The 21842-nt window shown below is 65.2% G+C and carries 18 protein-coding genes, 2 tRNA genes and 1 riboswitch; of the genes, 13 read left to right on the top strand and 7 right to left on the bottom strand.

All coding sequences use genetic code 11. The features are described 5' to 3' along the window. Positions 1 to 13 precede the first annotated feature (13 nt). From nadB to hypE, 8 genes are all read left to right on the top strand, one after another. Positions 14 to 1612 carry an L-aspartate oxidase gene (gene nadB, locus ACQRBR_RS08110; protein WP_303878079.1) on the top strand — a complete coding sequence of 533 codons (1599 nt, stop codon included), beginning with the start codon at positions 14 to 16 and terminating at the stop codon, positions 1610 to 1612. 168 nt (positions 1613 to 1780) lie between these two features. Beyond that, positions 1781 to 3310: a hypothetical protein gene (locus tag ACQRBR_RS08105; protein ID WP_427812732.1), complete on the top strand. Its 1530-nt coding sequence runs from the start codon at positions 1781 to 1783 to the stop codon at positions 3308 to 3310. 264 nt (positions 3311 to 3574) lie between these two features. Next, a complete protein-coding gene (locus ACQRBR_RS08100) occupies positions 3575 to 4768 on the top strand; it encodes a class I SAM-dependent rRNA methyltransferase (protein ID WP_303878082.1) in 1194 nt (397 codons plus the stop codon). Between the two features lie 21 nt (positions 4769 to 4789). Continuing rightward, entirely contained in the window at positions 4790 to 5977 is a 1188-nt protein-coding gene (locus ACQRBR_RS08095; RefSeq protein WP_303878085.1) for a pyridoxal-phosphate-dependent aminotransferase family protein, read from the top strand. An 82-nt stretch (positions 5978 to 6059) separates the two neighbouring features. Continuing rightward, entirely contained in the window at positions 6060 to 6356 is a 297-nt protein-coding gene (locus ACQRBR_RS08090) for a DUF1844 domain-containing protein (RefSeq protein ID WP_006004276.1), read from the top strand. An 11-nt stretch (positions 6357 to 6367) separates the two neighbouring features. Further along, on the top strand, positions 6368 to 7420 hold the full coding sequence (gene argC, locus ACQRBR_RS08085; RefSeq protein ID WP_168934827.1) for an N-acetyl-gamma-glutamyl-phosphate reductase: 1053 nt from the start codon (positions 6368 to 6370) through the stop codon (positions 7418 to 7420). Between the two features lie 12 nt (positions 7421 to 7432). Continuing rightward, on the top strand, positions 7433 to 8524 hold the full coding sequence (hypD, locus tag ACQRBR_RS08080; RefSeq protein WP_278882344.1) for a hydrogenase formation protein HypD: 1092 nt from the start codon (positions 7433 to 7435) through the stop codon (positions 8522 to 8524). Positions 8525 to 8689: 165 nt separating this feature from the next. Beyond that, positions 8690 to 9697 carry a hydrogenase expression/formation protein HypE gene (gene hypE, locus ACQRBR_RS08075; protein WP_427812731.1) on the top strand — a complete coding sequence of 336 codons (1008 nt, stop codon included), beginning with the start codon at positions 8690 to 8692 and terminating at the stop codon, positions 9695 to 9697. A gap of 267 nt (positions 9698 to 9964) precedes the next feature. Here hypE and cobI read toward each other — a convergent pair whose 3' ends face one another. The 6 genes from cobI to ACQRBR_RS08045 form a co-directional block, all read right to left on the bottom strand. Beyond that, positions 9965 to 10672 carry a precorrin-2 C(20)-methyltransferase gene (gene cobI, locus ACQRBR_RS08070; RefSeq protein ID WP_427812730.1) on the bottom strand — a complete coding sequence of 236 codons (708 nt, stop codon included), beginning with the start codon at positions 10670 to 10672 and terminating at the stop codon, positions 9965 to 9967. A gap of 478 nt (positions 10673 to 11150) precedes the next feature. Next, positions 11151 to 12098, bottom strand: coding sequence for an ABC transporter substrate-binding protein (locus tag ACQRBR_RS08065; RefSeq protein ID WP_427812729.1), 948 nt, complete (start codon positions 12096 to 12098; stop codon positions 11151 to 11153). Beyond that, positions 12088 to 12897 carry an ABC transporter ATP-binding protein gene (locus ACQRBR_RS08060; protein WP_303878090.1) on the bottom strand — a complete coding sequence of 270 codons (810 nt, stop codon included), beginning with the start codon at positions 12895 to 12897 and terminating at the stop codon, positions 12088 to 12090. Before ACQRBR_RS08060 ends, ACQRBR_RS08065 begins: the two co-directional genes overlap by 11 nt. Continuing rightward, positions 12897 to 13961 (bottom strand): FecCD family ABC transporter permease, encoded by a 1065-nt coding sequence (locus ACQRBR_RS08055; RefSeq protein WP_427812728.1) that lies wholly within the window; start codon positions 13959 to 13961, stop codon positions 12897 to 12899. Before ACQRBR_RS08055 ends, ACQRBR_RS08060 begins: the two co-directional genes overlap by 1 nt. 131 nt (positions 13962 to 14092) lie before the next feature. Next, a riboswitch (cobalamin riboswitch) is annotated at positions 14093 to 14271 on the bottom strand. A 220-nt stretch (positions 14272 to 14491) separates the two neighbouring features. After that, positions 14492 to 15238, bottom strand: coding sequence for a polyphenol oxidase family protein (locus tag ACQRBR_RS08050; RefSeq protein ID WP_321127314.1), 747 nt, complete (start codon positions 15236 to 15238; stop codon positions 14492 to 14494). Continuing rightward, on the bottom strand, positions 15229 to 15846 hold the full coding sequence (locus tag ACQRBR_RS08045) for a 5-formyltetrahydrofolate cyclo-ligase (protein WP_427812727.1): 618 nt from the start codon (positions 15844 to 15846) through the stop codon (positions 15229 to 15231). The genes ACQRBR_RS08050 and ACQRBR_RS08045 overlap by 10 nt, the downstream gene beginning before the upstream one ends. Before the next feature lie 71 nt (positions 15847 to 15917). Between ACQRBR_RS08045 and ACQRBR_RS08040 the strand changes: the two genes are divergently transcribed. From ACQRBR_RS08040 to ACQRBR_RS08020, 5 genes are all read left to right on the top strand, one after another. Then, a complete protein-coding gene (locus ACQRBR_RS08040; RefSeq protein ID WP_168936476.1) occupies positions 15918 to 16610 on the top strand; it encodes a metallophosphoesterase in 693 nt (230 codons plus the stop codon). Positions 16611 to 16907: 297 nt separating this feature from the next. Next, complete coding sequence (locus ACQRBR_RS08035; protein WP_427812726.1) at positions 16908 to 19361, top strand: Rne/Rng family ribonuclease; 2454 nt, start codon at positions 16908 to 16910, stop codon at positions 19359 to 19361. Then, positions 19334 to 20017: an epoxyqueuosine reductase QueH gene (locus ACQRBR_RS08030; RefSeq protein ID WP_427812725.1), complete on the top strand. Its 684-nt coding sequence runs from the start codon at positions 19334 to 19336 to the stop codon at positions 20015 to 20017. Before ACQRBR_RS08035 ends, ACQRBR_RS08030 begins: the two co-directional genes overlap by 28 nt. A gap of 69 nt (positions 20018 to 20086) precedes the next feature. Continuing rightward, positions 20087 to 20162 (top strand) — tRNA-Asn (locus ACQRBR_RS08025). A 73-nt stretch (positions 20163 to 20235) separates the two neighbouring features. Then, a tRNA-Asn gene (locus tag ACQRBR_RS08020) sits at positions 20236 to 20311 on the top strand. A 287-nt stretch (positions 20312 to 20598) separates the two neighbouring features. On the opposite strand, the gene ACQRBR_RS08015 is transcribed toward ACQRBR_RS08020, so the two are convergent. Then, entirely contained in the window at positions 20599 to 21681 is a 1083-nt protein-coding gene (locus ACQRBR_RS08015; RefSeq protein ID WP_303878099.1) for a hypothetical protein, read from the bottom strand. Between the last annotated feature and the right edge of the window lie 161 nt (positions 21682 to 21842).

Genomic DNA, 21842 nt, shown 5'->3' with positions numbered 1-21842 from the left:
ACAAGGAGTCAAGATGAGCTCGACACGTCGTCACGTCACCATCCTGATCATCGGTTCCGGCATCGCCGGTTGTACTGCCGCCCTTACCCTGGCCGATGCCGGGCGTGACGTGCTGCTCATCAACGCCGGTCCCGACCTGGACGACGGCAACACCCCTCTGGCCCAGGGCGGCATCATCTACAAGGCCGCAGATACCCCCCGTGACACCGAAGCTCGCGCCCTGGAGCACGACATCCTCGTGGCGGGCCATCGCTACAACAACAACCGCGCCGTGCGTTTCCTCTGCCGTCAGGGCCCCGACTGCGTGGACAATATGCTCATCGAACGCGCCGGGGTCGATTTTGACCGTAATGAGGACGGCACCTACAACCTCACCCGCGAGGGCGGTCACGGTGCCCACCGCATCCTCCACAAGGCCGACTATTCCGGCCGCGCCCTCATGGACGGCCTGGCCGCCCAGGTGAAGATCCATCCGCGCATCACCTGCCTGCACAACCATTCGGCCATCGACCTGCTGACCACCCACCACCACGCCAAGAACTCCCAGTACCGCTACAGCGTCACCAACCGCTGCCTGGGCGCCTATGTGCTCAATGCCGAGACCGGCGAGCCCGAGACCATCCTGGCCGACTGGACCGTCCTGGCCACCGGCGGCGTGGGGCAGGTCTTCCTGCACTCCACCAACGCTCCCGGCTGTGTGGGGGCGGGCATCTCCATGGCCTTCCGCGCCGGTGTGGAACTGGCCAACCTGGAATTCATGCAGTTCCATCCCACGGCCCTGTATGAGGAACGCAGCTACCGCCGTCCACTCATCACCGAGGCCATGCGTGGTGAAGGCGCCCGCCTGCTGGACGACCGCGGCGATGCCTTCATGCTTCGCCATGACAAGCGCGGCGACCTGGCCCCCCGTGACGTGGTGGCCCAGGCCATGGTGGAAGAGATGCTGCGCCGGGGCGTGCCCTGCCTGTACCTCGATGTGAGCGGCGTCAAGCAGGATCTGCCCACGCGCTTCCCCACGGTCTTCAACCAGTGCCTTGAGATCGGCATCGACATCCGCAAGGAACCCATCCCCGTGGTGCCCGCGGCCCACTACTTCTGCGGCGGCATCCTCACCGACACCTTCGGCCGTACGTCCATGCCCGGTCTGTACGCCATCGGGGAATGCGCCTGTACCGGCCTGCACGGCGCCAACCGCCTGGCCAGCACCTCCCTGCTGGAAGCCGCCGTCTGGGGCCAGAGCTGCGGCCAACATCTGGCGCGCATCACGGCCTCCGGCCGCGAAGCCATCCCCCGCGCCCTGGCGGCCGCCATTCCCGACTGGCGCCACGAAGGCAACGAACATCATGACGACCCGGCCCTGGTAGCTCAGGACTGGGCCAATATCCGCAACACCATGTGGAACTATGTGGGCATCTCGCGCTCCAAGGCTCGCCTGCGCCGGGCTTTCGAGGATATGCGCGACCTGGTGCGCCATATCCACGACTTCTACAAGGGCACGCGCATCTCCAAGCCTCTGGTGGATCTTTTCCACGGTTCCCAGACGGCTTACGTCATCACCCAGGCCGCCATGCGCAACAAGAACAGCATCGGCTGCCACCACCGCGTGGACTAGCCCTTCTCCTTCCCTGACGACAAAGCGCCGTGGTCCCCGGGCCACGGCGCTTTCCGTTCCCGCGTCCCCTGGGCATTTTTTCTGTACAAGCAGCCGGAGCCCGGCTATTTTGGAAAAAGCCCCCCCCCTCACAGGGTCCATCCATCCTTTTGCCCAAGGAACACTGCCATGTCGAAAACAGCGAAAGGCCTGTTGGCCGCACTCATCATCTGTGTCCTCGCCGTCGTAGGAGGATTGTTCGCCTGCAAGCCCCTGGTGGAACAGGCTGTCCGGGATACCCTGCGCACGGCCAATCCTGATGCCGCCATCTGCAGCGTGGAAACGGTGGACATCAATCCCCTGAGCTTCACCCTGAAACTCGGCAACATCCACATCTCCGACCAGCGCACGTATGACACGGTCCTGAAAGAGATCTCCCTGACGCTCAGCCCCCGCTTCATCCTGGCCTGCGTGCCCTTCCTGCGGGACAGCATCCTGCCCGCCACGGGGGACGCGCCTCTGTTCTCCAGCGCCACGGGGCGTGATCTCATCGAGAAGTCTCTGATACCGGGGGACTCTGTAACCTGCACGGTGGAGGGCCTCACCTCCGGTCCTGTGGCCATGGACGCCGCTGTGCTCAAGCGTCTGCTGAACGGGCAGCAGGTGCCCGAAGGTGAACTCATGATCGCTGTCATCGCGGAAAAGGTCACCTACGGGCCCGTCCGCATCAGCAGCACGTCCGCGGACGCTCAGATGCAGAGCTCCATCGCCGCCGTCAGCATCGAAGGCGTGGACCGCCGCACCTGGAAGCGGATGACCATGGATGCCACCGAGGTCACCATCCGGTCCGAAGGCGCGTTCAAGATGGGCAAGCTGGAGATCCGCGACATCTTCCTGCCCGACGCCGACTGGTTCGGGCGTTTCCTCAGCCTTGTCCGCCGTACCGATGAGACCGGTATCGACGAATTCGAGCTCCAGCTCGAAGCCCTTCTTATGGAAATCGCGCGTCCCCAGAAGGATGCCGCCGGCAAGCAGATGATGACCCGGCCCTTCTTCGGTCAGCTGACTGTCAAGGAAGTCGACATCATCGAATCGCCCGGCAGGAAGAACGAGAACCTGTTCCATGCCGGCGAGATGCGGTTCGACTGGCTGGGGCTCTCTCCCCATCATTTCAAGAGCAGCCTGGCCTGCGACTTTTCCACCAAGCCCCTCCGCGAGATGATCGCCATCCCGGGCAAGGAACGCATCGCCCTCAAGTGGCAGGACGATACCCTGGAAAAGAGTGAGAACCTCCTGCGCCAGACGGGCCGCCTGAGCCTGGAAGGCCTGGCCGATCTGGACTATGCCTACAACTTCTTCAGTGAAGACCCGAGCATGATGGATGCCGCCGTCTCCGACCTGTCGCTGGATCTGCACGATCACGGTCTGACGGCTGTCCTGGCCTACAATATCGATCCCCGTCCCGAGGCCATGGAAGCCATGATGCCCCTGCTGGGCGCCTCTCTGAGCAGAGACCTCGGTGATCCCGCTGATGCGGAAGCCATCCAGACCTTCCTGGCCCGCCCCGGCAGCCTGTCCATCCGCAGCGAGGACCCGGCCCAGCTCATGCCCTGGATCCAGTTCCTCGATCCCGCCGCCCTGGGCCGCATGCTGGCGCTCACGGCAACGCCCGGTGAAAAGTCCCTGCCGGAGCAGATGAAGGCCCTTATGGCCCACTAGGCCCTCACCGGCCGCAGGGGCCCGCCGCGCCTTGGGCCCTGCCCTGACGGACAGGAACGCTCCCTTCGGGGAGCGTTCCTTTTTTCGTCCCTGCAACAGACGGCGCAGGACCGTCCGGTGCCGGCAAGGCGCTCCCTCCCGCAGGGCTCAGGGGCATCATGGTGCTGGCGAAAAATCCATTTTTCAGCCATAGTCATCTGTGCGGCATCGGACAGGATGCCTCCTGCCCGCGCTGCCAAACTTTTTTGCCCATCGGGAGTTACCATGAAGACACTTTGGCTGAAAAAAGGGGAAGACCGCCGCATCCGTGCCGGCCACCTGTGGATTTTCAGCAACGAGATAGACAGCGCCAAAAGTCCCCTGCCCGACTTTGAGCCCGGCGAAAACGCCACCCTGCGCGACGCGCGCGGGGCCGTGCTGGGCAGCGTCTTCGTCAACCCGCATTCGCTCATCTGCGCCCGTCTCTACAGCCGCAAGGCCGACCTGCCCCTGGACGCGGACCTGCTGCGCCAGCGTCTGCAAAGCGCCCTGGGCCTGCGCCAGCGCCTCTACAACCAGCCCTGGTACCGCCTGTGCCACGGCGAGGGAGATCTGCTGCCCGGCCTGGTCATGGACCGCTTCGGCGACCACCTCACCGTGCAGGTCGGCACCTGGGGCATGGAAGCCCGCAAGGAAGAACTGCGCGAGGTGCTGGGCGAGCTTTTGCAGCCCCGCTCCATCCTTTGGGACAACGATATCGCCGCCCGTTCGCTGGAAGGCCTGCCCCGCGAGAACGAGAGCGAGGGCCCGGTGCCCGACGTGCTGGAAGTGCCGGAAAACGGCTGCATCTTCCGGGCCCCCCTGCAGGGCGGCCAGAAGACCGGCTGGTTCTATGACCAGCGCCGCAACCGCCGCGAGGCCGCCCGCTACGCCGCAGGCGCCGACGTGCTGGACATCTTTTGCTACGCCGGCGGTTTCGGTGGAACGGCCGCCGCTGCCGGTGCCCGTTCCGTGACCTTCCTGGACGCCTCGCCGCAAGCCCTGGCCCTGGCTACGGAGAACGCGGCCCGTAACGCGCCCGAACTGGCCCGCACCAAGTCCATCGAAGGCCTGTGCGGCGATGCCTTCGAACGTCTGGCCGAGCTGGACGCCCAGGGCCGCCGCTTCTCGCTCATCTGCCTCGATCCGCCCGCCTTCATCAAGCGCCGCAAGGACTTTGCCCAGGGCCTGGCCGCCTACCGCAAGATCAATGCCCTGGCCATGCAGCTCTTGACGCCGGGCGGTGTCTTTGTAAGCTGTTCCTGTTCACACCACCTGCCCGCCGAGTCCCTGCGTTCCTGCGTGCAGCAGGCCGCCGCCCGCCGCAAGTGGCAGGCCCGCATCCTCTATGCGGGCGGACAGGGTGCGGACCATCCCGTGCATGCTGCCATGCCCGAGACGGCCTATCTCAAATGTTTCATCGCGCATCTGCTGCCGTAAGCGGCGCATAAAGGACGCATCATGCTCAACAAAAAACGCCTCCTGACCCCCGGCCCCACGCCCCTGCCCGAAGAAGTCCGCCTTGCTCTGGCCCAGGACATGATCCACCACCGCAAGGGCCAGTTCAAGGAAATCATGCAGCGCGTACAGGGCCACCTGCGCGAGCTTTTCGGCACCACGCAGCCCGTCCTGCCCCTGTCCTGCTCCGGCAGCGGCGCCATGACCGCCGCCGTCTACAACCTGTTCGCCCCCGGTGAGAAAGTGCTGGTGGCCGAAGCCGGCAAGTTCGGCGAGCGCTGGGTGGAGATCGCCCGTTCCCGCGGTCTGGAATGCACCGTGCTGTCCGCCCCCTGGGGACAGGCCGTCAAGGCCGAGGACGTGGCCGCTGCCCTGGACGCCGATCCCGACATCCGCGGCGTGCTGATCCAGATGTCCGAGACCTCCACCGGCGTGCTCCATCCCGTGCGAGAAGTGGCGGCCATCACCCGCACCCGCAACGTGCTCTGCGTGGTGGACGGCATCTCCGGTGTCAGCCTCTCTCCCTGCCCCATGGACCAGTGGGGCGTGGACTGCCTGGTCACCGGCTCCCAGAAAGGCCTGATGCTGCCCCCCGGCCTGGCCCTGCTGGCCCTTTCCGCCCGCGCCTGGGACAAGGCCGAAAAGACCGGTACCGGCTGCTTCTATTTCGACCTGTGCCGCGAACGCGACAACGTGCTCAAGAACCAGACCCGTTTCACCACGCCCGTGAACCTCATCGTGGGCCTGGACGTGAGCCTGAAGATGCTGCTGGCCGGCGGCCTGGATGCCGTCTACCGCAAGCAGTGGGCGCTGACCATGTTCACCCGTGCCGCCGTCAAGGCCATGGGCCTGGAACTGCTGGCGCCCGATAACTTCGCCTGGGGCATCACCAGCGTGCTGCTGCCCGAAGGCGTGGACGGCAATGAGGTCCTGCGCCTGGCTGCCGAAAAGCACGGCGTCTACATGGCCGGCGGTCAGGACCAGCTCAAGGGCCGCATCGTGCGCATCGGCCACATGGGCTGGGTGGACTGGGCCGACGTGGCCGCGGGGCTCTACGCCCTGGAACGCAGCATCGTGGACGCCGGCGGTTACATCGGCGCGCGCAACTACCTCGAACAGGGCCTGGCCGTGTACCGTGCCGCCCTCGAAGTGACGCCCGGCACGCCCGTGAGCTGCCCCGCCGTCCGCTAGATCACAGCAGCGGCCGCTGCGGCGGCCGCACCGCTTTCGGGGCTGCCGGACGGCCCCCGGAGCGCATCAGCAGGAGAACAGCATGAGTCAGAACCAATGCGGCTGCGGCGGCAAGGGCCCCCTGCCGGAAGTGACCTTCTCCACCTTCGTCCTTTCCCTGGCGTCCGCCGCCCTCGTGCATCTGGGCGAGGTAGCCGACCCCGAGACCGGCCAGACCAGCCAGCAGCCGGAACTTGCCCGGCACAGCATCAGCATGCTGGAGATGCTGCATGAAAAGACCACCAAGGGGCTGGACGAACAGGAGCGCAAGATGCTGGAGAGCATCCTTTACGAATTGCGCATGAAATACGTCATCAAATGCGGCCCGGACAGCAAATAAAGGAGAGGGAGATGAAGATATTCAAAGTGGGTCTTGTGGGCGTCACCGGGTACACCGGCATGGAACTGGCCCGGCTGCTGGCCAGCCACCCCCGCATGAAACTGGAGATGGCCTGTTCCCGTACCGAATCCGGCCTGCGCCTGGGCGAGTTCTATCCCTTCCTTGAAGGCCTGCCCGGTTCTGACGTGGTCATCAGCATTTTCGATGCCAAGGAAGCCGCCCGCCGCTGCGATCTGGTCTTCCTGGCCGTGCCCCACGGCAAGGCCATGGAGATGGCTGGCGAACTGCTGGAGGCCGGGACCCGTGTCATCGACCTTTCCGCCGACTTCCGCCTGCGTGATGTCAATGTCTATGAAGACTGGTATGTGCCCCACACCCGCCGCGAGCTGCTGCCCGAAGCCGTCTACGGCCTGCCCGAGCTCTACGCCGCCGAAACCGCCAAGGCCCGCCTGGTGGCCAACCCCGGCTGCTATCCCTCGTCGGCCATCCTGGGCCTGTACGCCGCCTTCAAGCATGGCCTGATCTCGCCGGACAACATCGTCATCGACTCCAAGTCCGGCACCTCCGGCGCGGGCCGCAAGCCCGTGGTGCCCTCCCTGTTCTGCGAGGTCTACGACACCTTCCGCGCCTACGGTCTGGGCAAGCACCGCCATACCCCCGAGATCGAGCAGGAATACAGCCGCGCCGCCGGTTGCGACGTGCGCGTCTCCTTCAACCCGCATCTGGTGCCCATGGTGCGCGGCATCCTGTCCACCATCTACACCACCCTGCGCAAGCCCGGCACCACTTTGGACGAAGTGCATGCCGCCTACTGCGAGACCTGGGCCCAGAGCCCCTGGGTCCGCGTGCTGCCCAAGGGCAAGCTGCCCGAGACCCGCTTCGTGCGCGGCAGCATGTTCTGCGACCTCGGTCTGGTGGTGGATCCGCGTACCAACCGCCTCATCGTGGTCTCGGCCATCGACAACCTCTGCCGCGGCGCCTCCGGCCAGGCCCTGGCCAATGCCAACCTTATGTGCGGCCTGCCCGTGGACTGCGGCCTCAACGCCGCGCCCATGCTGCCCTAGCCGAGGCCTGCCATGTCCCTGAGCTCTCCCTATCAGGACCCCGCGCTCTGCCGCGCCCTGCTGGACCGCCTGCAAACGGCCCTGGACGGTCGCGAGCTGCGCTTCATGGAAGTCTGCGGCACGCACACCGTGTCCATCTTCCAGAGCGGCCTGCGTTCCCTGCTGCCCAAGGAAGTCACGCACCTGTCCGGGCCGGGCTGCCCCGTCTGCGTCACCCATGACGCCGAAGTGGCCGCCTTCCTCGATCTGGCCGGTCGTGACGGCGTCATCATCGCCACCTTCGGCGACCTGCTGCGCGTGCCCGGTCCCGGCGGTCGCAGCCTCAAACATGCCCAGGCCCAGGGGGCCCGCATCGAGATCGTCTACTCGCCGCTGGATGCCCTGAATATCGCCGCCGCCAATCCCGGCGACACCGTGGTCTTCCTGGGCATCGGTTTCGAGACCACCGCGCCCACCGTGGCCGCCACCCTCATGATGGCCGAGCAGCGCAAGCTGGACAATTTCTGCGTGCTTTCCCTGCACAAACTGGTGCCGCCCGTGCTGCGCGCCCTGCTGGACGACAAGGACGGCTGCGGTGTCCAGGCCTTTTTGCTGCCGGGGCACGTCTCCACTATCCTCGGTCTGGAGCCCTATGGCTTCCTGGCCTCGGAATACCGCGTCCCCGCGGTGGTGGGCGGCTTCGAGCCCGTGGACATCCTGCAGGCCCTCTGCATCATGGCCGAACAGCGCCGCGACGACGCCCCGGCCGTGGTCAATGCCTACCAGCGCGCCGTCAGCGACCAGGGCAACCCCCGCGCCCGCGCCCTGCTGGAGACCTACTTCATGCCGTCCGACGCCCTGTGGCGCGGCCTGGGGCCCATCCCGAACAGCGGTCTGGCCCTGCGGCCCGCCTATGAGCGCTTCGATGCCATGAAGCGCCTCGACATCACCCTGCCGGACGTGCCGCCCCTGCCTGGCTGCCGCTGCGGGCAGGTGCTCAAGGGACGCATCACGCCGCCGCAATGCCCCCTGTTCGGCAAGGCCTGCACCCCGGCCAGCCCCGTGGGGCCCTGCATGGTCTCCACCGAAGGCAGCTGCGCGGCCTACTTCAAGTATATGGCTTAGGAGCGGGATCTCCCCGGCTGCCTATGCCGCGCACATCCTGAGCGTCGGCATGGGCAACCGCAGCATCCTGCCTCTGGACAGACGGGGAAGGGGCACCTTCCCCGTTTTTTTCCGGCCCGCGCCGCAGCGACGCCCGGCCGTAACCCCAAGACTACCGGGATCATCATGGACGATCGCATTCTGCTGGATGCAGGCAGCGGCGGACGCGCCTCGCAACGGCTCATCTCCCAGTGCTTCATGCGCCATTTCTCCAACCCCCTGCTGGACCGCATGGACGACGCCGCCCTGCTGGACATCAAGGGCCCGCTGGCCATGAGCACGGACTCCTACACCGTCACGCCCCTCTTTTTCGCCGGGGGCAGCATCGGCACCCTGGCCGTGCACGGCACGGTCAACGACGTGGCCATGCTGGGCGCCCGGCCCCGCTACCTGAGCTGCGCCTGCATCATCGAGGAAGGCCTGGAGCTTTCCATCCTCGACCGCGTGGTGGCCGACATGGCCGCGGCCGCGCAGACCGCCGGCGTGCACATCGTCACCGGTGACACCAAGGTGGTGCCGCGCGGCATGTGCGACAAGATCTTCATCAACACCACCGGCGTGGGCGAGATCTTCGCCTCCCCGGTGCCCTCCGGCCATGCCGCCCGTCCCGGCGACGCCGTGCTGGTCAGCGGCGCTCTGGGCGATCATGGCCTCACCGTCATGGGCAGCCGCGAAGGCCTGTCCTTCCTCACCGACGTGGCCTCGGACTCCGCGCCCCTCAACCACATGATCGCCGACATCATCACCGCCTGCGGCGAGGTCCACGTCCTGCGCGACCCCACCCGCGGCGGTCTGGCCACCACCCTCAACGAGATCGCCGAACAGTCTTCCGTCTGCATCGACATCGAGGAAAGCCTGCTGCCCGTGCACGAGAGCGTGCGCAACGGCTGTTCCTTCCTCGGTCTCGATCCGCTCTATCTGGCCAATGAGGGCAAGTGCATCTGCATCCTGCCCCAGGACAAGGCCGAAGCCGCCCTGCACGCCATGCAGGCCAGCCCCTACGGCAAGGAAGCCGCCATCATCGGCCGCGTGGCCGGGGACGGCAAGCCCGGCCAGGTGCGCCTGCGTACCCGCATCGGCGGCCAGCGCCTGCTGGGCATGCTCGAAGGCGCCCAGCTGCCGCGCATCTGTTAGGCAAGCTATTGGGAGGAGAAGAAAGCAGGATGCGGGGGAGGGAGAATCTTTTGTGGACAAAAGGTTCTCCCTCCCCCGCGCCCCCTCCCTTCCAAAAAACTTTACTCCGGTCCGGATGGCCGGTCCCCGTCGCTGACCGACGGGAAGGGACTTCGTGCCCGTACCGGGAGAGATCTCCGGCTGAAGGCCGTATGGTCGTTGGGGACAGATGACGAAAAAAGGACGCCAGAGGGCGTCCTTTTTTTGTGTGTATGAGGATGGGAGAGGTTATTTTTTGCGGCTCAAGATCAGGGACATGTACGGCGGGGTCCCCTCTTCGGCAGCCACCGTTGTCACGGGAGCCAGACGCTCTTCGGGCTGCTCCACATGGCTGGCCATAAGGCCGCTCTCAAGGCGTCCGCTACGGCGCAAGGATGACACGATGGCCGGGAAGTTGCGGTAAGCCTTGAGGATGACGGCGGAATCGGCCTGCTCCAGCGTTTGGGTCAGGCTCTTTTCGTCCCGGATACCGGGGATGATGCACAGGGTCTCGTGGCTCTCGCACAAAATGGTGCGGGTACGCGCGGCCGCCGCCTGGAACGACGTGATGCCCGGTATGATCTCCACCGGCAAAGAATCATCCAGTTGCCGGAGTGTTTTCAGAAGATAGCCGAACGTGCTGTAGACCAGCGGATCCCCGATGGTCAGGAAGGCCGCGTTCTCGCCGCCCCGCAGCACATCGCGCGTGATGCCCGCCGCCTTTTCCCAGGCCGCGCGCAAGGTGGCCTTGTCGTGCGTCATGGGGAATTCCAGCCGCTGCAGGCGCACGTCCGGGCGCAGATGGGGACGGGCCGTTTCCAGCGCCCGTGAATAGTCATTGCGCGGCGAGGCCGCCGCCAGGATCACGTCCACCCGGCGCAGGGCCTCCACGGCACGCAGGGTCAGCAGATCGGGAGCGCCGGGGCCCACGCCCACAGCGTACAGGGTTCCTGTCATGGTCATCTCGTATCGTTGCGGGCTCATGCCCGGTTACAGACTGATTCCTTTATCTCTCCACAGGGAAAAACATGACCGGTCGCCGTTGCATGAGAGCGCGGCAACCCTTCATCGTTTATCCCTTCAGAGGCGGCATACCTTCCGGCCAAAAAAATACCTGTCCGTGATACAGCCCCTCAAAAATCCGGCCGCTCTCTCCCCGGGATCCGGCTGTTCGGCTCCGGCAGGCTACCGCCTTGAACCCCTCTTCCCGGAGACTGAGATACCTCACTCCTCATCCCCTTCTCCCGAAGACCGCAGCTCCGATCAGCCCCTGCCCTCTCCTCCCGGAGACCAACGGCACGGCAACGTCCAGCGCGCCCCGTTGCCTTCCACAGACCAGAAGAAAGAGCTTTGGGGGGATGGGGGGAGTTTGAGGGGGGAAGGCCCCTTTGAGCTCTGGCCAAAGGGGCCTTTCCCCCTCAACCAAATACCCGCCTCACTCCCCGCTGCCCTGCTCCTCACCATGCAGCCAGCGGGCCAGCTGTTCGGCGGCCTCCACGGAGCGGGGGCCGGGGCGGGCGAACAGATGCTCGTCCACCAGCAGCACGCGCCCGGAGCGCACGGCACTGAGGCCCCGGTAATGCGGACGATCCGCCGGAGCCTGCGGCGCGGGGTTCATGGGTCCCTGTTGCAGGATGTAGGCTTCCGGGTCCAGGGCCACCAGCATTTCTTCGTTGCAACGCACCAGCTTTTGCGGCGCGTCCAGCACATTGCGGCCACCGGCATGGCGGATGATCTCGTCCACGATGCTGGCGCGTCCGGCAGCCAGCAGGTTGGGATAGCGCACCTCATAGAACACGCGCACAGGCGGCTGGCCCGCATAGCGCTGCTCCAGAACCGCCAGACGCCGCTGCCAGTCCGCCACCAGGGCTTCGGCGCGCGCCTCGCGTCCGGTGAGGCGCCCCAGAGCGCGGGTCACGGCAAAAAGCTGTTCAAAGGACTGCATCTCGTAGACCAGCACCGGGATGCCCACGGCTTCCAGGCCCTCGGTCTGGGTCAGCACTTCCTGCCGTCCGGCCAGTTGCAGCACCACATCTGGCTGCCGGGCCGCCACCAGCTCCGCATTGGGGCGCATGTGCGTACCCACGGCAGGCAGGTCTTGCAAGCCGGGGATGGCCGCATCGGCCGCCGTGCGGGCCACGAGGGTCTCGCGGGCATCCAGCGCCAGCAATATCTCGTTGAACGCGCCGTACAGAGCGATGACCCGCTGTGCGGGCCGTTGCAGGCGCACGGTCACGCCCCGGCTGTCCACCAGCTCCAGTGCCTGGGCAGGCAGTACGGAGCAGCAGAACAGGCAGAGGCACAAGCAGAGCCCCCGCCACAGGCCAGGGCGAAAGCCCAGAGCGGCAACGCGCTGCCATAGACGACAAAGATCAGGCTTCATGCGGCGAGTCCTCCCGGTATTCAGGGCCACGAGGCCGCAGGGGCAGGGCCTGGGGCAGACCGTTGCGGGGATGCGGGACGATATGCAAGTCCACGGCATAGAGAGCGCGCAGGTTCTCCGCCGTGAAGCAGCGGCGCACCGGGCCGTCGAACAATACGCGGCCCTCGCGCAGACCCAGCAGACGGGTGGCATACTGGGCCGCCAGATTGCAGTCATGCATCACCAGCAGCAGCGCGGCACCTGCCCGACGACGGCGCTCCAGCAGGTCGAAAAGTTCCAGCATCCGGGCCAAGTCCAGACCGGCGGCCAGCTCGTCCAGCAGCAGCACGGGGCTTTGCTGGGCCAGCGTCCGGGCCAGGGCCACACGCTGCAATTCACCGCCGGAAAGCTCGCTTACCTGCCGCCCGGCCAGCGGCAAGGCACCGGTCTCCTCCAGGGCCTCGTGGGCGATACGCCGGTCTTCGGCGCTGTAGCTGCCCCACCAGCCCAGCCAGGGATAGCGGCCCAGCAGGACCATCTGCAGGGCTGTCATGCCCTGCGGCGCGGCACTGCGCTGGGAAAGTACGGCCACCCGGCGGGCCCGCTCCCGGGGGGAAAGACGGCGGATGTCCGCGCCTTGTACCTGCACCATGCCCGCCGTCGGCATCAGACTGCCCGCCAGCACCCGCAGCAGTGTGGTCTTGCCGCTGCCGTTGGGCCCCAGCAGAGCCACGGCCTCACCGGGATGGAGGTCGATGTCCACGCCGTGCAATATCTCGTCCGTGCCGTAGGCCGCCCGGATGCCCTTTGCCCGCAGCATCAGCGCCTCCGCACCAGAAAAGCGAAAAAGGGGCCGCCCAGCAGGGCCGTCACCACACCCACGGGCAACTCCTGCCCGCCGGAAAGCACACAGCGGGCCAGCACGTCCGCCCAGACCAGCAAGATACCGCCGCCCAGGAACGCGCCGTACAGCAAGGGCCCGTGCGCGCCGCCCAGCAGCATGCGCAGGACATGCGGCACCACCAGGCCCACGAAGCCGATGACCCCGGCCACGGCCACGCAACCGGCCGTCATGCAGCTGGCACCGGCCAGCAGCCAAAAACGGGTGCGGCCCACGGCAAGGCCCAGATGCGCGGCCTGTTCATCGCCCAAGGCCAGCATGTCCAGCTTGCGCCAGCCCGGCAGCACCACCAGCAGCCCCGGCAGCAAGGTGGCCAGCAGGAGCGGCACGCTGTCCCAGCCACGGCCCTGCAGGCTGCCCATGATCCAGAAAACTATGCTGGTGACGGATTCTTCATTGAGGGCTTTGACCAGGGCCACCACAGCGCCCAGAAAGGCCGCCACGGCGATACCGGCCAGGATGACGGTCTCGCGCCTAAAGCTCCCCTGCCCGCTGCCCAGCCAGAGCGCGCCGCCCAAGGCCAGCAGAGAGCCCAGCAGGGCCGACAGGGACACTGTGGCTGCTGCGGAAAGACCCACGGCAAGGCCTCCGGCCCAGATGCCCAGGGTACCGCCCAGTGCGATGGCCATGCTGGCGCCGCAGGCAGCTCCGGCGGAAATGCCCAGAGTGAAGGGGTCCGCCAGCGGATTGCGCAGCACGCCCTGCAGGGCCACACCGGCCACGGCCAGCGCACCGCCACACAGCAGGCCCAGCAGTACGCGAGCCAGACGGATCTGTCCCACCACCAGCTGCACGCTGCCGTCCGCGGGGGGGCACAGACCCACCACGGCCCCCAGCGCCTGCCAGACATCGGCCACAGCCACAGGCACGGGCCCGGGCAGGCAGGCCAGCGGCAACGAAGCGCACCAGAGGACGGCCAGCAACACGCAGCACCAGCGGCGCGCGCTCCGGGTATCCTTGGCAATGGGGCTGTTCTCCGGCATGGTCCGTCCTGTCATGGCCATCAGTGGCCGGGCACACTGGCCCGGAAACAAAAAAAGCCCCTTCCACCACTGGAAGAGGCCCGTATTCCCTTGCTCCCCTCGGCAAGACCCGTGCCGATACCGGTCGCGGCCGTCGGCCACGGTCCACGGCAGGTATTCCGGCTCGGCCCCCGGCTTCCGGCCTTCCCGTTGCCAGTGGCACATGAAGGAAGCTGGTATGCGGGCCTTACGGCGGCGGGTCCGCTCCCGATTCTCACGGGATTCCCTTTTGACGCCGGCAGGTTCCGGCGACCATGGACGCGCTACTCTAGGCAGGGAGCTGCGGCTTGTCAACGTATGGCGAAAAGGGGGAGGTGCGGCAGACAAGTCACGGCAGGGGCTGCCTCCCCGTAGCCAGCTATGTTCCATCCTTACAGACAAAAGCGCGTTGGAAAGGGGATGGGGGGAGCTTGAGGGGGGAAGGGGAAGACCTTGTGCGCGAGCCAAGGTTTCCTCCTTCCCCCCTCATCACAAGCAAGCTCTCCGGCCTGCTAGTCCAGACGCCAGATGACGCTGGCCTGACGGCCGGAAGCCTTCACGCAGCGGTACGAGAAGAACTGACGGTTGCAGCTGGCCGTGCACAGGTCGATGCCGTAGATATTGCGCGGCAGCAGCCCGGCCTGCTCCAGCTGCCAGCGTGTCAGGCCCCACAGGTCCATGGTGCGGCTTTGGGCATCGAACCAGGGGCGGAACTCGTCGCCCCACTCGCTCTCGAAATTGATGAACTCCGCCCGGGCCGGGCCCAGGCTCGGGCCGCGCACGGCCAGAAGCTCACGCGGTTCCACGCCGTAATGCTCGCAGAAGCGGCGCACCCCGGAACCGGGGAAGTCACAACGGTTGCCGCGCCAGCCCGCATGGATGCCGGCCACGAAACGGCCGCTCTTGTGGGCCAGCAGGATGGGCTGGCAATCGGCGGTCTTGATGGCCAGTCCCAGCCCCGCCTGACTGGTGGCCATGCCGTCGGCATCGCAACGAGGCACGGCGTCGGGCTCCACGGCCTCGGGCTCGAAGATCATGGCATCGCCATGCACCTGATTGAGTTCGGCCATGCGCCGGAGGCCCAGGGCCGCCCGCAGTTCGCGACGGTTGCCGATGACGCTCTGCCGGTCATCAGCCGTGGCGAGGGAGATGTTGCCACCGGCGTAGGGGCCATCTCCGGCCTCCTGCCAGCGGGTCTGGAAGGCGCAGCGCACATTGTCCACGCCGGGGAACACAAAGGGGATGAAACTTACAGGCATACGAGTCCTTCTTCAGTACACAGGCAGTCCACGGGCCGATCCCAGTCCTGGGAAGGCAGCGCGTCCACCACCTGGAAAGCATAGCACAGGCCCACCAGCAGGGGCCGCCGACCGCTGCCCCGGGCGCCGAACGCCGCCAGGAAACGGTCATAGTAGCCGCCGCCGAAGCCCAGGCGGTTGCCCATGCGGTCAAAGGCCACACCGGGCAGGATGAGCACGTCGGGACAGAAATCGGGATGGGCCAGCACAGGGGGCGCCATGCCCAGCAGACCGGCATGGGGCTCCAGCATCTTGTAGGGCCCGGCGGCCATATCGCCCACCCGGGAACAGGGCACGAAGTCCATGAGCCCGCGTTCCAAGCGCACCCGGGGCAGGTAGACCCGCACACGGCGCTGCCAGGCATCGGCCAGCAGGTAGCCGGTATGCACTTCTTCCGGCAGGGCCACGTACAGGGCCACGCGGGCGGCCTGCTGCCAGACGTCCCAGTCCAGCAGGGCCTGCTGGGCCGCCCGGGCCCGCTGCCGTGCCAGGTCGGGGTCCTGACCGCGCCGCAGCCCACGCATGCGGGCGCGCAATTCCTTCTTCTGCTCATCGGGGGAAAGGGACATGGAGGTCTTTCCATCCTTGCTAAAATGTGCCATAGTTCGCGGAGTGACTTTATAACAAAGGAAACACCGCCATGCCAAGCGTCAACGAACAGGATCATCTCTGGATTGCCGTTGGGGACATTCACGACGAGCCCGGGCTGTTTGCCCGTATCCCCGAGCTGGCGCAGGCAGACGGCATCATCGTCACCGGCGACCTGACCATCACAGGCGGCGTCAAGCAAGCCGAAATGGTCATGGACGTTCTGCGGGCGCACAATCCCCGCATCTGGGCCCAGATCGGCAACATGGACCGGCCCGAAGTGGACGAATGGCTGAGCGGCCTAGGCTGCAACCTGCACACGCAGGTGCACGAGCTCACGCCCGATACGGCCATCTTCGGCATCGGGGCCTCCACGTTCACGCCTTTCGGGACGCCCAGCGAGTTTCCTGAATCCACCTTCGCCGGCTGGCTGGAAAACAGCTGGCAGAAGGCCCGCAAGTACCCCCACACCGTGCTGGTTTCGCACAATCCGCCCAAGGACAGCGCCTGTGACGTCATCCCGGGCAATATTCACGTGGGCTCTACTGCCGTGCGCGAATTCCTTGAAGAAGCCCAACCCGATGTCTGCCTGTGCGGGCATATCCACGAAGCGCGCGCCGTGGACAGGGTGGGCCGCACCATCGTGGTGAATCCGGGCGCTCTGGCCCAGGGCGGCTATGTGCTGCTGCGCTCCAGCGGCGGCAAGCTGTCCGTGGAGCTGCGCGTCCTTGAAAATTGTGATTAGCGAAGCCCAGCGCTTCCGCGGGGGACAGACAGTCTGATCCCGCCCGTCATGGCGCGGCCCGGTGCCGCGCTTTCTGACGTTGCCCCTCCGGCGGCTGTTCCGGCCGCCTGGAAAACGCCGTCCCCGTGACGGGCGTTTTCTCCTGCCATCCCCCGTGCCCTGCCCTTTCCGGGCATCCCCAGGCCCGTGCCCGCTCACGGACACGCCATCCGGTGTTTGCCGGATGTCCGGCCTGTTCCCTCAGTCGGGATAACGGCTGACAAATTTCGCCGCCGCTGGCGGTCCAAAAGGATATTTATGACGCAGGAAAATACGCCGGCCGTGTCTGACGCGGCCGCTTCCTCTGATGTCGCTGAAGCAACCCCCATCCCCAAACGCCGTACCACCCGCCGCAGTTCGCGCGCCAAGACCGCCCCTGCCGCGGAAGAAACGGCCACGCTGACGGCCTCCCCGGCCACCGATGCCGCCCAGGCCGCTGCGGACAACGGCGATGCCCAGGCTACCGACGCGGCAGCCAGCGCGCCCCGCAAGCCTGCCCGCCGGAGCAGCCGCCGCAAGACCACGGCCCCTGCCGCCGAAAATACGGCCCCCGAGACAGCTCCCGCCGCCGCATCCGCTGAAGAGGCGCCCGCCCAGACCGCAGCCCCCGAAGCTGCCGAAGCATCCGCCGATACCGACGGCGAACAGCACGCCGCGCCCCGTCGCGGGACCCGCCGCTCGCCCGGTGCCCAGCGCCGCCAGCGTACCCCCCGCAAAAAATCTCCCGAAGCTGCGAGCCAGCCGGTCGAAGCTGCCCCTGCCGAAAGCGGCGACCAGACCACGGAAACGCCCGCGGCCCGTCCCGCTGACGATCAGCCTGCCGTGACGGCTGAAGCCCCCGCTGCCGAGACGCCTGCGGCACCTGCCGCCAAGGCCGCCCCGGATAGCGAAGATGCGGCGACCGCTGCGACTGTTGAGAGCAGCGAAACGGCCGCTGCCGATACCGGCAGCCAGGAAGACGGCGAGGAACAGCCCCGCCGCAAGAGCCGTCGCGGCCGTCGCGGCGGACGCGGACGCAACCGCAAGAACCGTGAGGCTCAGGCGGAAAGTGCCGAGCCCGCCGACAAGGATACCGAGGAGAGCGCCGAAGCGGCCGCCCCTGCCGACCTGCCGGACGATCTCAGTGACGAGGAACTGTGGCAGGCGGCCACCGGTGATGTGGAAAGTCTGGAAAACGCCCCTGCCCGTCCCCGCCGCCGTGGCGAGGACAGCGAAGCCCCCAAGAAGGGCAGCGTGCGTGCGGCCGCGGTCAAGGCCAAGGTGGCTGCGGGCAAGCGGCGCATGTTCATCAGCGTGCTGCCCGGCGAGCAGGTGGAAGTGGCCATCGCCGAGGAAGGTCGTCTGCAGGAATACTACCTGGACATGTTCCACCAGCGCAAACTCAAGGGCAATATCTACAAGGGTGTCATCCATAATATCGACACCAACCTGCAGGCTGCCTTCGTGAGCTACGGCGCGGGCAAGAACGGCTTCCTCCAGATCGACGAGATCCACCCCGAATACTGGCTGACCCATCACGAGCCCAGCAAGGGCAAAAAATTCCCGCCCATCCAGAAAGTGCTCAAGCCCGGCCAGGAAGTGCTGGTGCAGGTGGTCAAGGAACCTACCGGCAACAAGGGCGCCTTCCTCACCACCTGGCTGTCGCTGGCGGGCCGCTTCCTGGTGCTGACTCCCGGTCAGGAGCAGATCGGCGTTTCCCGCAAGGTGGACAGCGATGAAGAACGCACCCGCCTGCGCGAGATGATGAACGGCATCGACCCCGGCCAGGGCCTGGGCGTCATCGTGCGCACCGTGAGCGCCGGCACCACCAAGACCACGCTCAAGAACGACCTCCAGTACCTCAAGCGCGTCTGGAAGGACATCCGCAAGAAGGCCACCGAAGTCTCGGCCCCGGCCCTCATCTATCAGGAGCCGGGCCTGCCCCAGCGGGCCGTGCGCGACTACCTGACCGACGATGTCTGCGAGATCTGGGTGGACAACGAGGAAGTGGCCGACAGCATCCGCGAGACCGTCTCCCTGCTCTTCCCCCGCAAGAAGGAGCTGGTACGCCTGCATACCGACGTGCGCATGCCCCTGTGGGAGCGCTTCAGCCTGCGCCGCCAGCTGGACCAGATCTACTCCCGCGAGGTCACCCTGCCTTCGGGCGGCCGCCTGGTCTTTGACCAGACCGAAGCCCTCATGGCCGTGGACATCAACTCCGGCAAGATCTCCGGCAAGGTCAATTTCGAGTCCATGGCCCACCGCACCAACATGGAAGCCGCCGAAGCCATCGCCCGCCAGCTCAAGCTGCGCGACATCGGCGGCCAGGTGGTCATCGACTTCATCGAGATGCGCGACAAGAAACACGTGCTGGAAGTGGAAAAGACCTTGCGCACGGCCATGAAGAACGACCGCGCCCGCCACGACGTGGGCCGCATGAGTTCCTTCGGCCTGCTGGAACTGGTGCGCCAGCGCACGGGCTCCTCGGCCCTTTCCATCACCATGGAGCCCTGCCCCTTCTGCGGCGGCACGGGCCAGCGGCGCAACCTTGAATGGCAGGCCCTGCAGGCCCTGCGCGAGATGCGCCGTGCCCTGCGGACCCACGGCGGCGACAAGTACGTCTTCGAGACCACGCGGGAACTGGGCCTTTATCTGCTCAACCACAAGCGCGACAGCCTGCGCGACATGGAACAGGATTTTGGCAAATGTCTGGAAATCAGTATCCGTCCGTAACGGACGCCCCTGTCGAAACTTCCGCGGCCTGCCCTTCGGGGCAGGCCCCTGTTTTTGAACCCGTCAAAGGCGAGCGCAGCCTGCTGCTGCACATCTGCTGCGGCCCCTGCTCCATCATGCCGGTCAAGCGCCTGCAGGATGAGGGCTTCAGGGTCACGGCCTGGTACATGAACCCCAACATCCAGCCCCTGATGGAATACCTGCGCCGCCGCGAGGCCGCCGAGGAATGCGCCGCCCGACTGGGCATCGAACTCATCTGTCAGGACGATACCTGGGATCTGGTGGCCTGGCTGCGCTCCGTGGCCGGACGTGACCTGCCCCCGCAGCGCTGTGCCTGGTGTTGCAGCAGCCGCATGCAGGCCGCCGTGGCCTATGCCCGCGCCAACGGCTATGCCCATGTGAGCAGCAGCCTGCTCTACTCCCGCTACCAGCCGCACGACGTCATCCGGGCCGCCGGGGAACACGCCGCAGCGGCGGAAGACGCCCCCCTGAGCGAAGGCCCTCGCTTCGTCTACCGTGATTTCCGCACCGACTGGCAGGCAGGCATCGATCTTTCCAAGGAATGGGGCGTATATCGCCAGCCTTATTGCGGCTGCGTGTACAGCGAAGCCGAGCGTTATGACAAAAAGTTGCAGCGCCTGATAAAAAAATCCTGAAAAAATGATTTTTCCGCTTGACGAACGGGCCTGTTTTCCGTAGAAAGACTTTCGTTGCTTTTGCAGCACTCCCCGATAGCTCAATCGGCAGAGCGGGTGACTGTTAATCACTAGGTTGGCGGTTCAAGTCCGTCTCGGGGAGCCACAAAGGACTTCAGGGCTTGCGCGGCAAGCGCAAGCCCTTATTTCCCCAAAGCTGCAAACAAAGCAATCAATGATCCCCGATAGCTCAATCGGCAGAGCGGGTGACTGTTAATCACTAGGTTGGCGGTTCAAGTCCGTCTCGGGGAGCCAGACGATCAAGCCCTTGCGAGAAATCGCAAGGGCTTTTTCTGTTTGGGGTGTTTTTTGTCGCAAAGGCCGCTGGCGCGGCTTGAGAGGGGGCGGGGACGTTTTTTATAAAAACTGTCCCCGCCCCCTCTCAAACTCTCCTCCCCCCGAAAAAACTTTCCTCTGGTCTGTATGGCAGGTCCCCGTCGCTGCCTCGCGGGGAGGGATTTTGACCGCAGCCGAAGAAAAGATTCTTTAAGGAAGACAGACGCGGTTTCCGTCAAAATTGCCGGATAGTCTCCCTTCCGGCGTCAGGCGTTCCGGCCGGGAAGCTTCACGCACTTCGCCAGCTCTTTCTGCGATATTTCTTCAGCGCCCCTAGGCCAGTGCACATAACGCAAAGGGATGCCGTAACGTCGCCGCAGCTGCCGGATATACAGCTTGTCGTTAGACTCCAGAGCGGCATCGCTGACTACCACCAGATTATCCGCCCTGACCACCAGATCGTCCTTACTGTTCGCCTCCGGATAATGGGCGTATTCCAGCAACTGTCCCAAGGCCAGACGGATGGCCTCCCGGGCACTGTCCGCCGGTTTTATTTCCAGAAAGCTCGTGTAGCCTTCTTTACGGACCGTTATGTCGACCCTGTGGTCTTCACAAAGTACCTGATAGCCCTTGGGGCCATAGATTTCCGCCAGCCGCATCGCCAGACGATTCTGGATGGGAGCTTGCCGGGGCAAGAACTCCTTGGCACTGATGGCCCGACGCAGGCGAATCGTTTCCGAAAATCTGTCCAGAGCCTGTACCGTTAAATCCGTCGGTGGCATGACCGCCGCAAGGAGGGCAGTATCCCAGTCATAGGCGACGGTATACCGCCAACGCGACATGTCAAGCTGTTGAGGTTCCTCAAAAAAGTGCAAGTCTTCCGGAAGAAAACGAATATTGACAAGGCAAAGGGGATCTTCCTTTACCTTCTTATCTGACAGAGGGGCCATTTTTCCTCCGACCTCTTGCACTTCCTTCCTCATTGTATCCAGCCAGCCCTTTTTCCGGAATCGCCGGACGGCCCATGCAGCTTCGTTTTCATCGAGGATATGAACCTTGTCCAGATAGGCGACCAGCAGTGCCTGTCCCTCGATATAGGTAAAAAGAAAGACTCTGGCATCCTGACCGCAATATGCATGATTTGGTGTACATAAAGCAGTGATATGCGCATATCGCCAATTTATATCTGTCTCATCATATCCTGTAAGCAGCCATTCTTTTCTATTGATCCATTCTTCGATTCCGAAGTTGTGCTTCTCAGGAAAACTTTTTCCATTTCCATACTTATCACCTGTTGGGGAGCTCCATTGTTTTGTATTCTTGCATATTCTGCAAAGCTTGTGTATCATATGCTTTTTTCTCCCAGAGAAAACTTATTCTGATATACCATTCTTCAACGAGATATATTTTGCTGTTATCCCAAAGGACAACAGCAGGCAACGCCTCTTTTCACCATGCGTAATCGCGCAATGCCTGTATATAAAAACGGCATACCCCCTTTTTTGTCGGT

The sequence above is a fragment of the Desulfovibrio sp. SGI.133 genome (genome assembly GCF_050313955.1).
Lineage (GTDB): Bacteria > Desulfobacterota > Desulfovibrionia > Desulfovibrionales > Desulfovibrionaceae > Desulfovibrio.
This window is presented reverse-complemented; position numbering and strand designations above follow the sequence as displayed.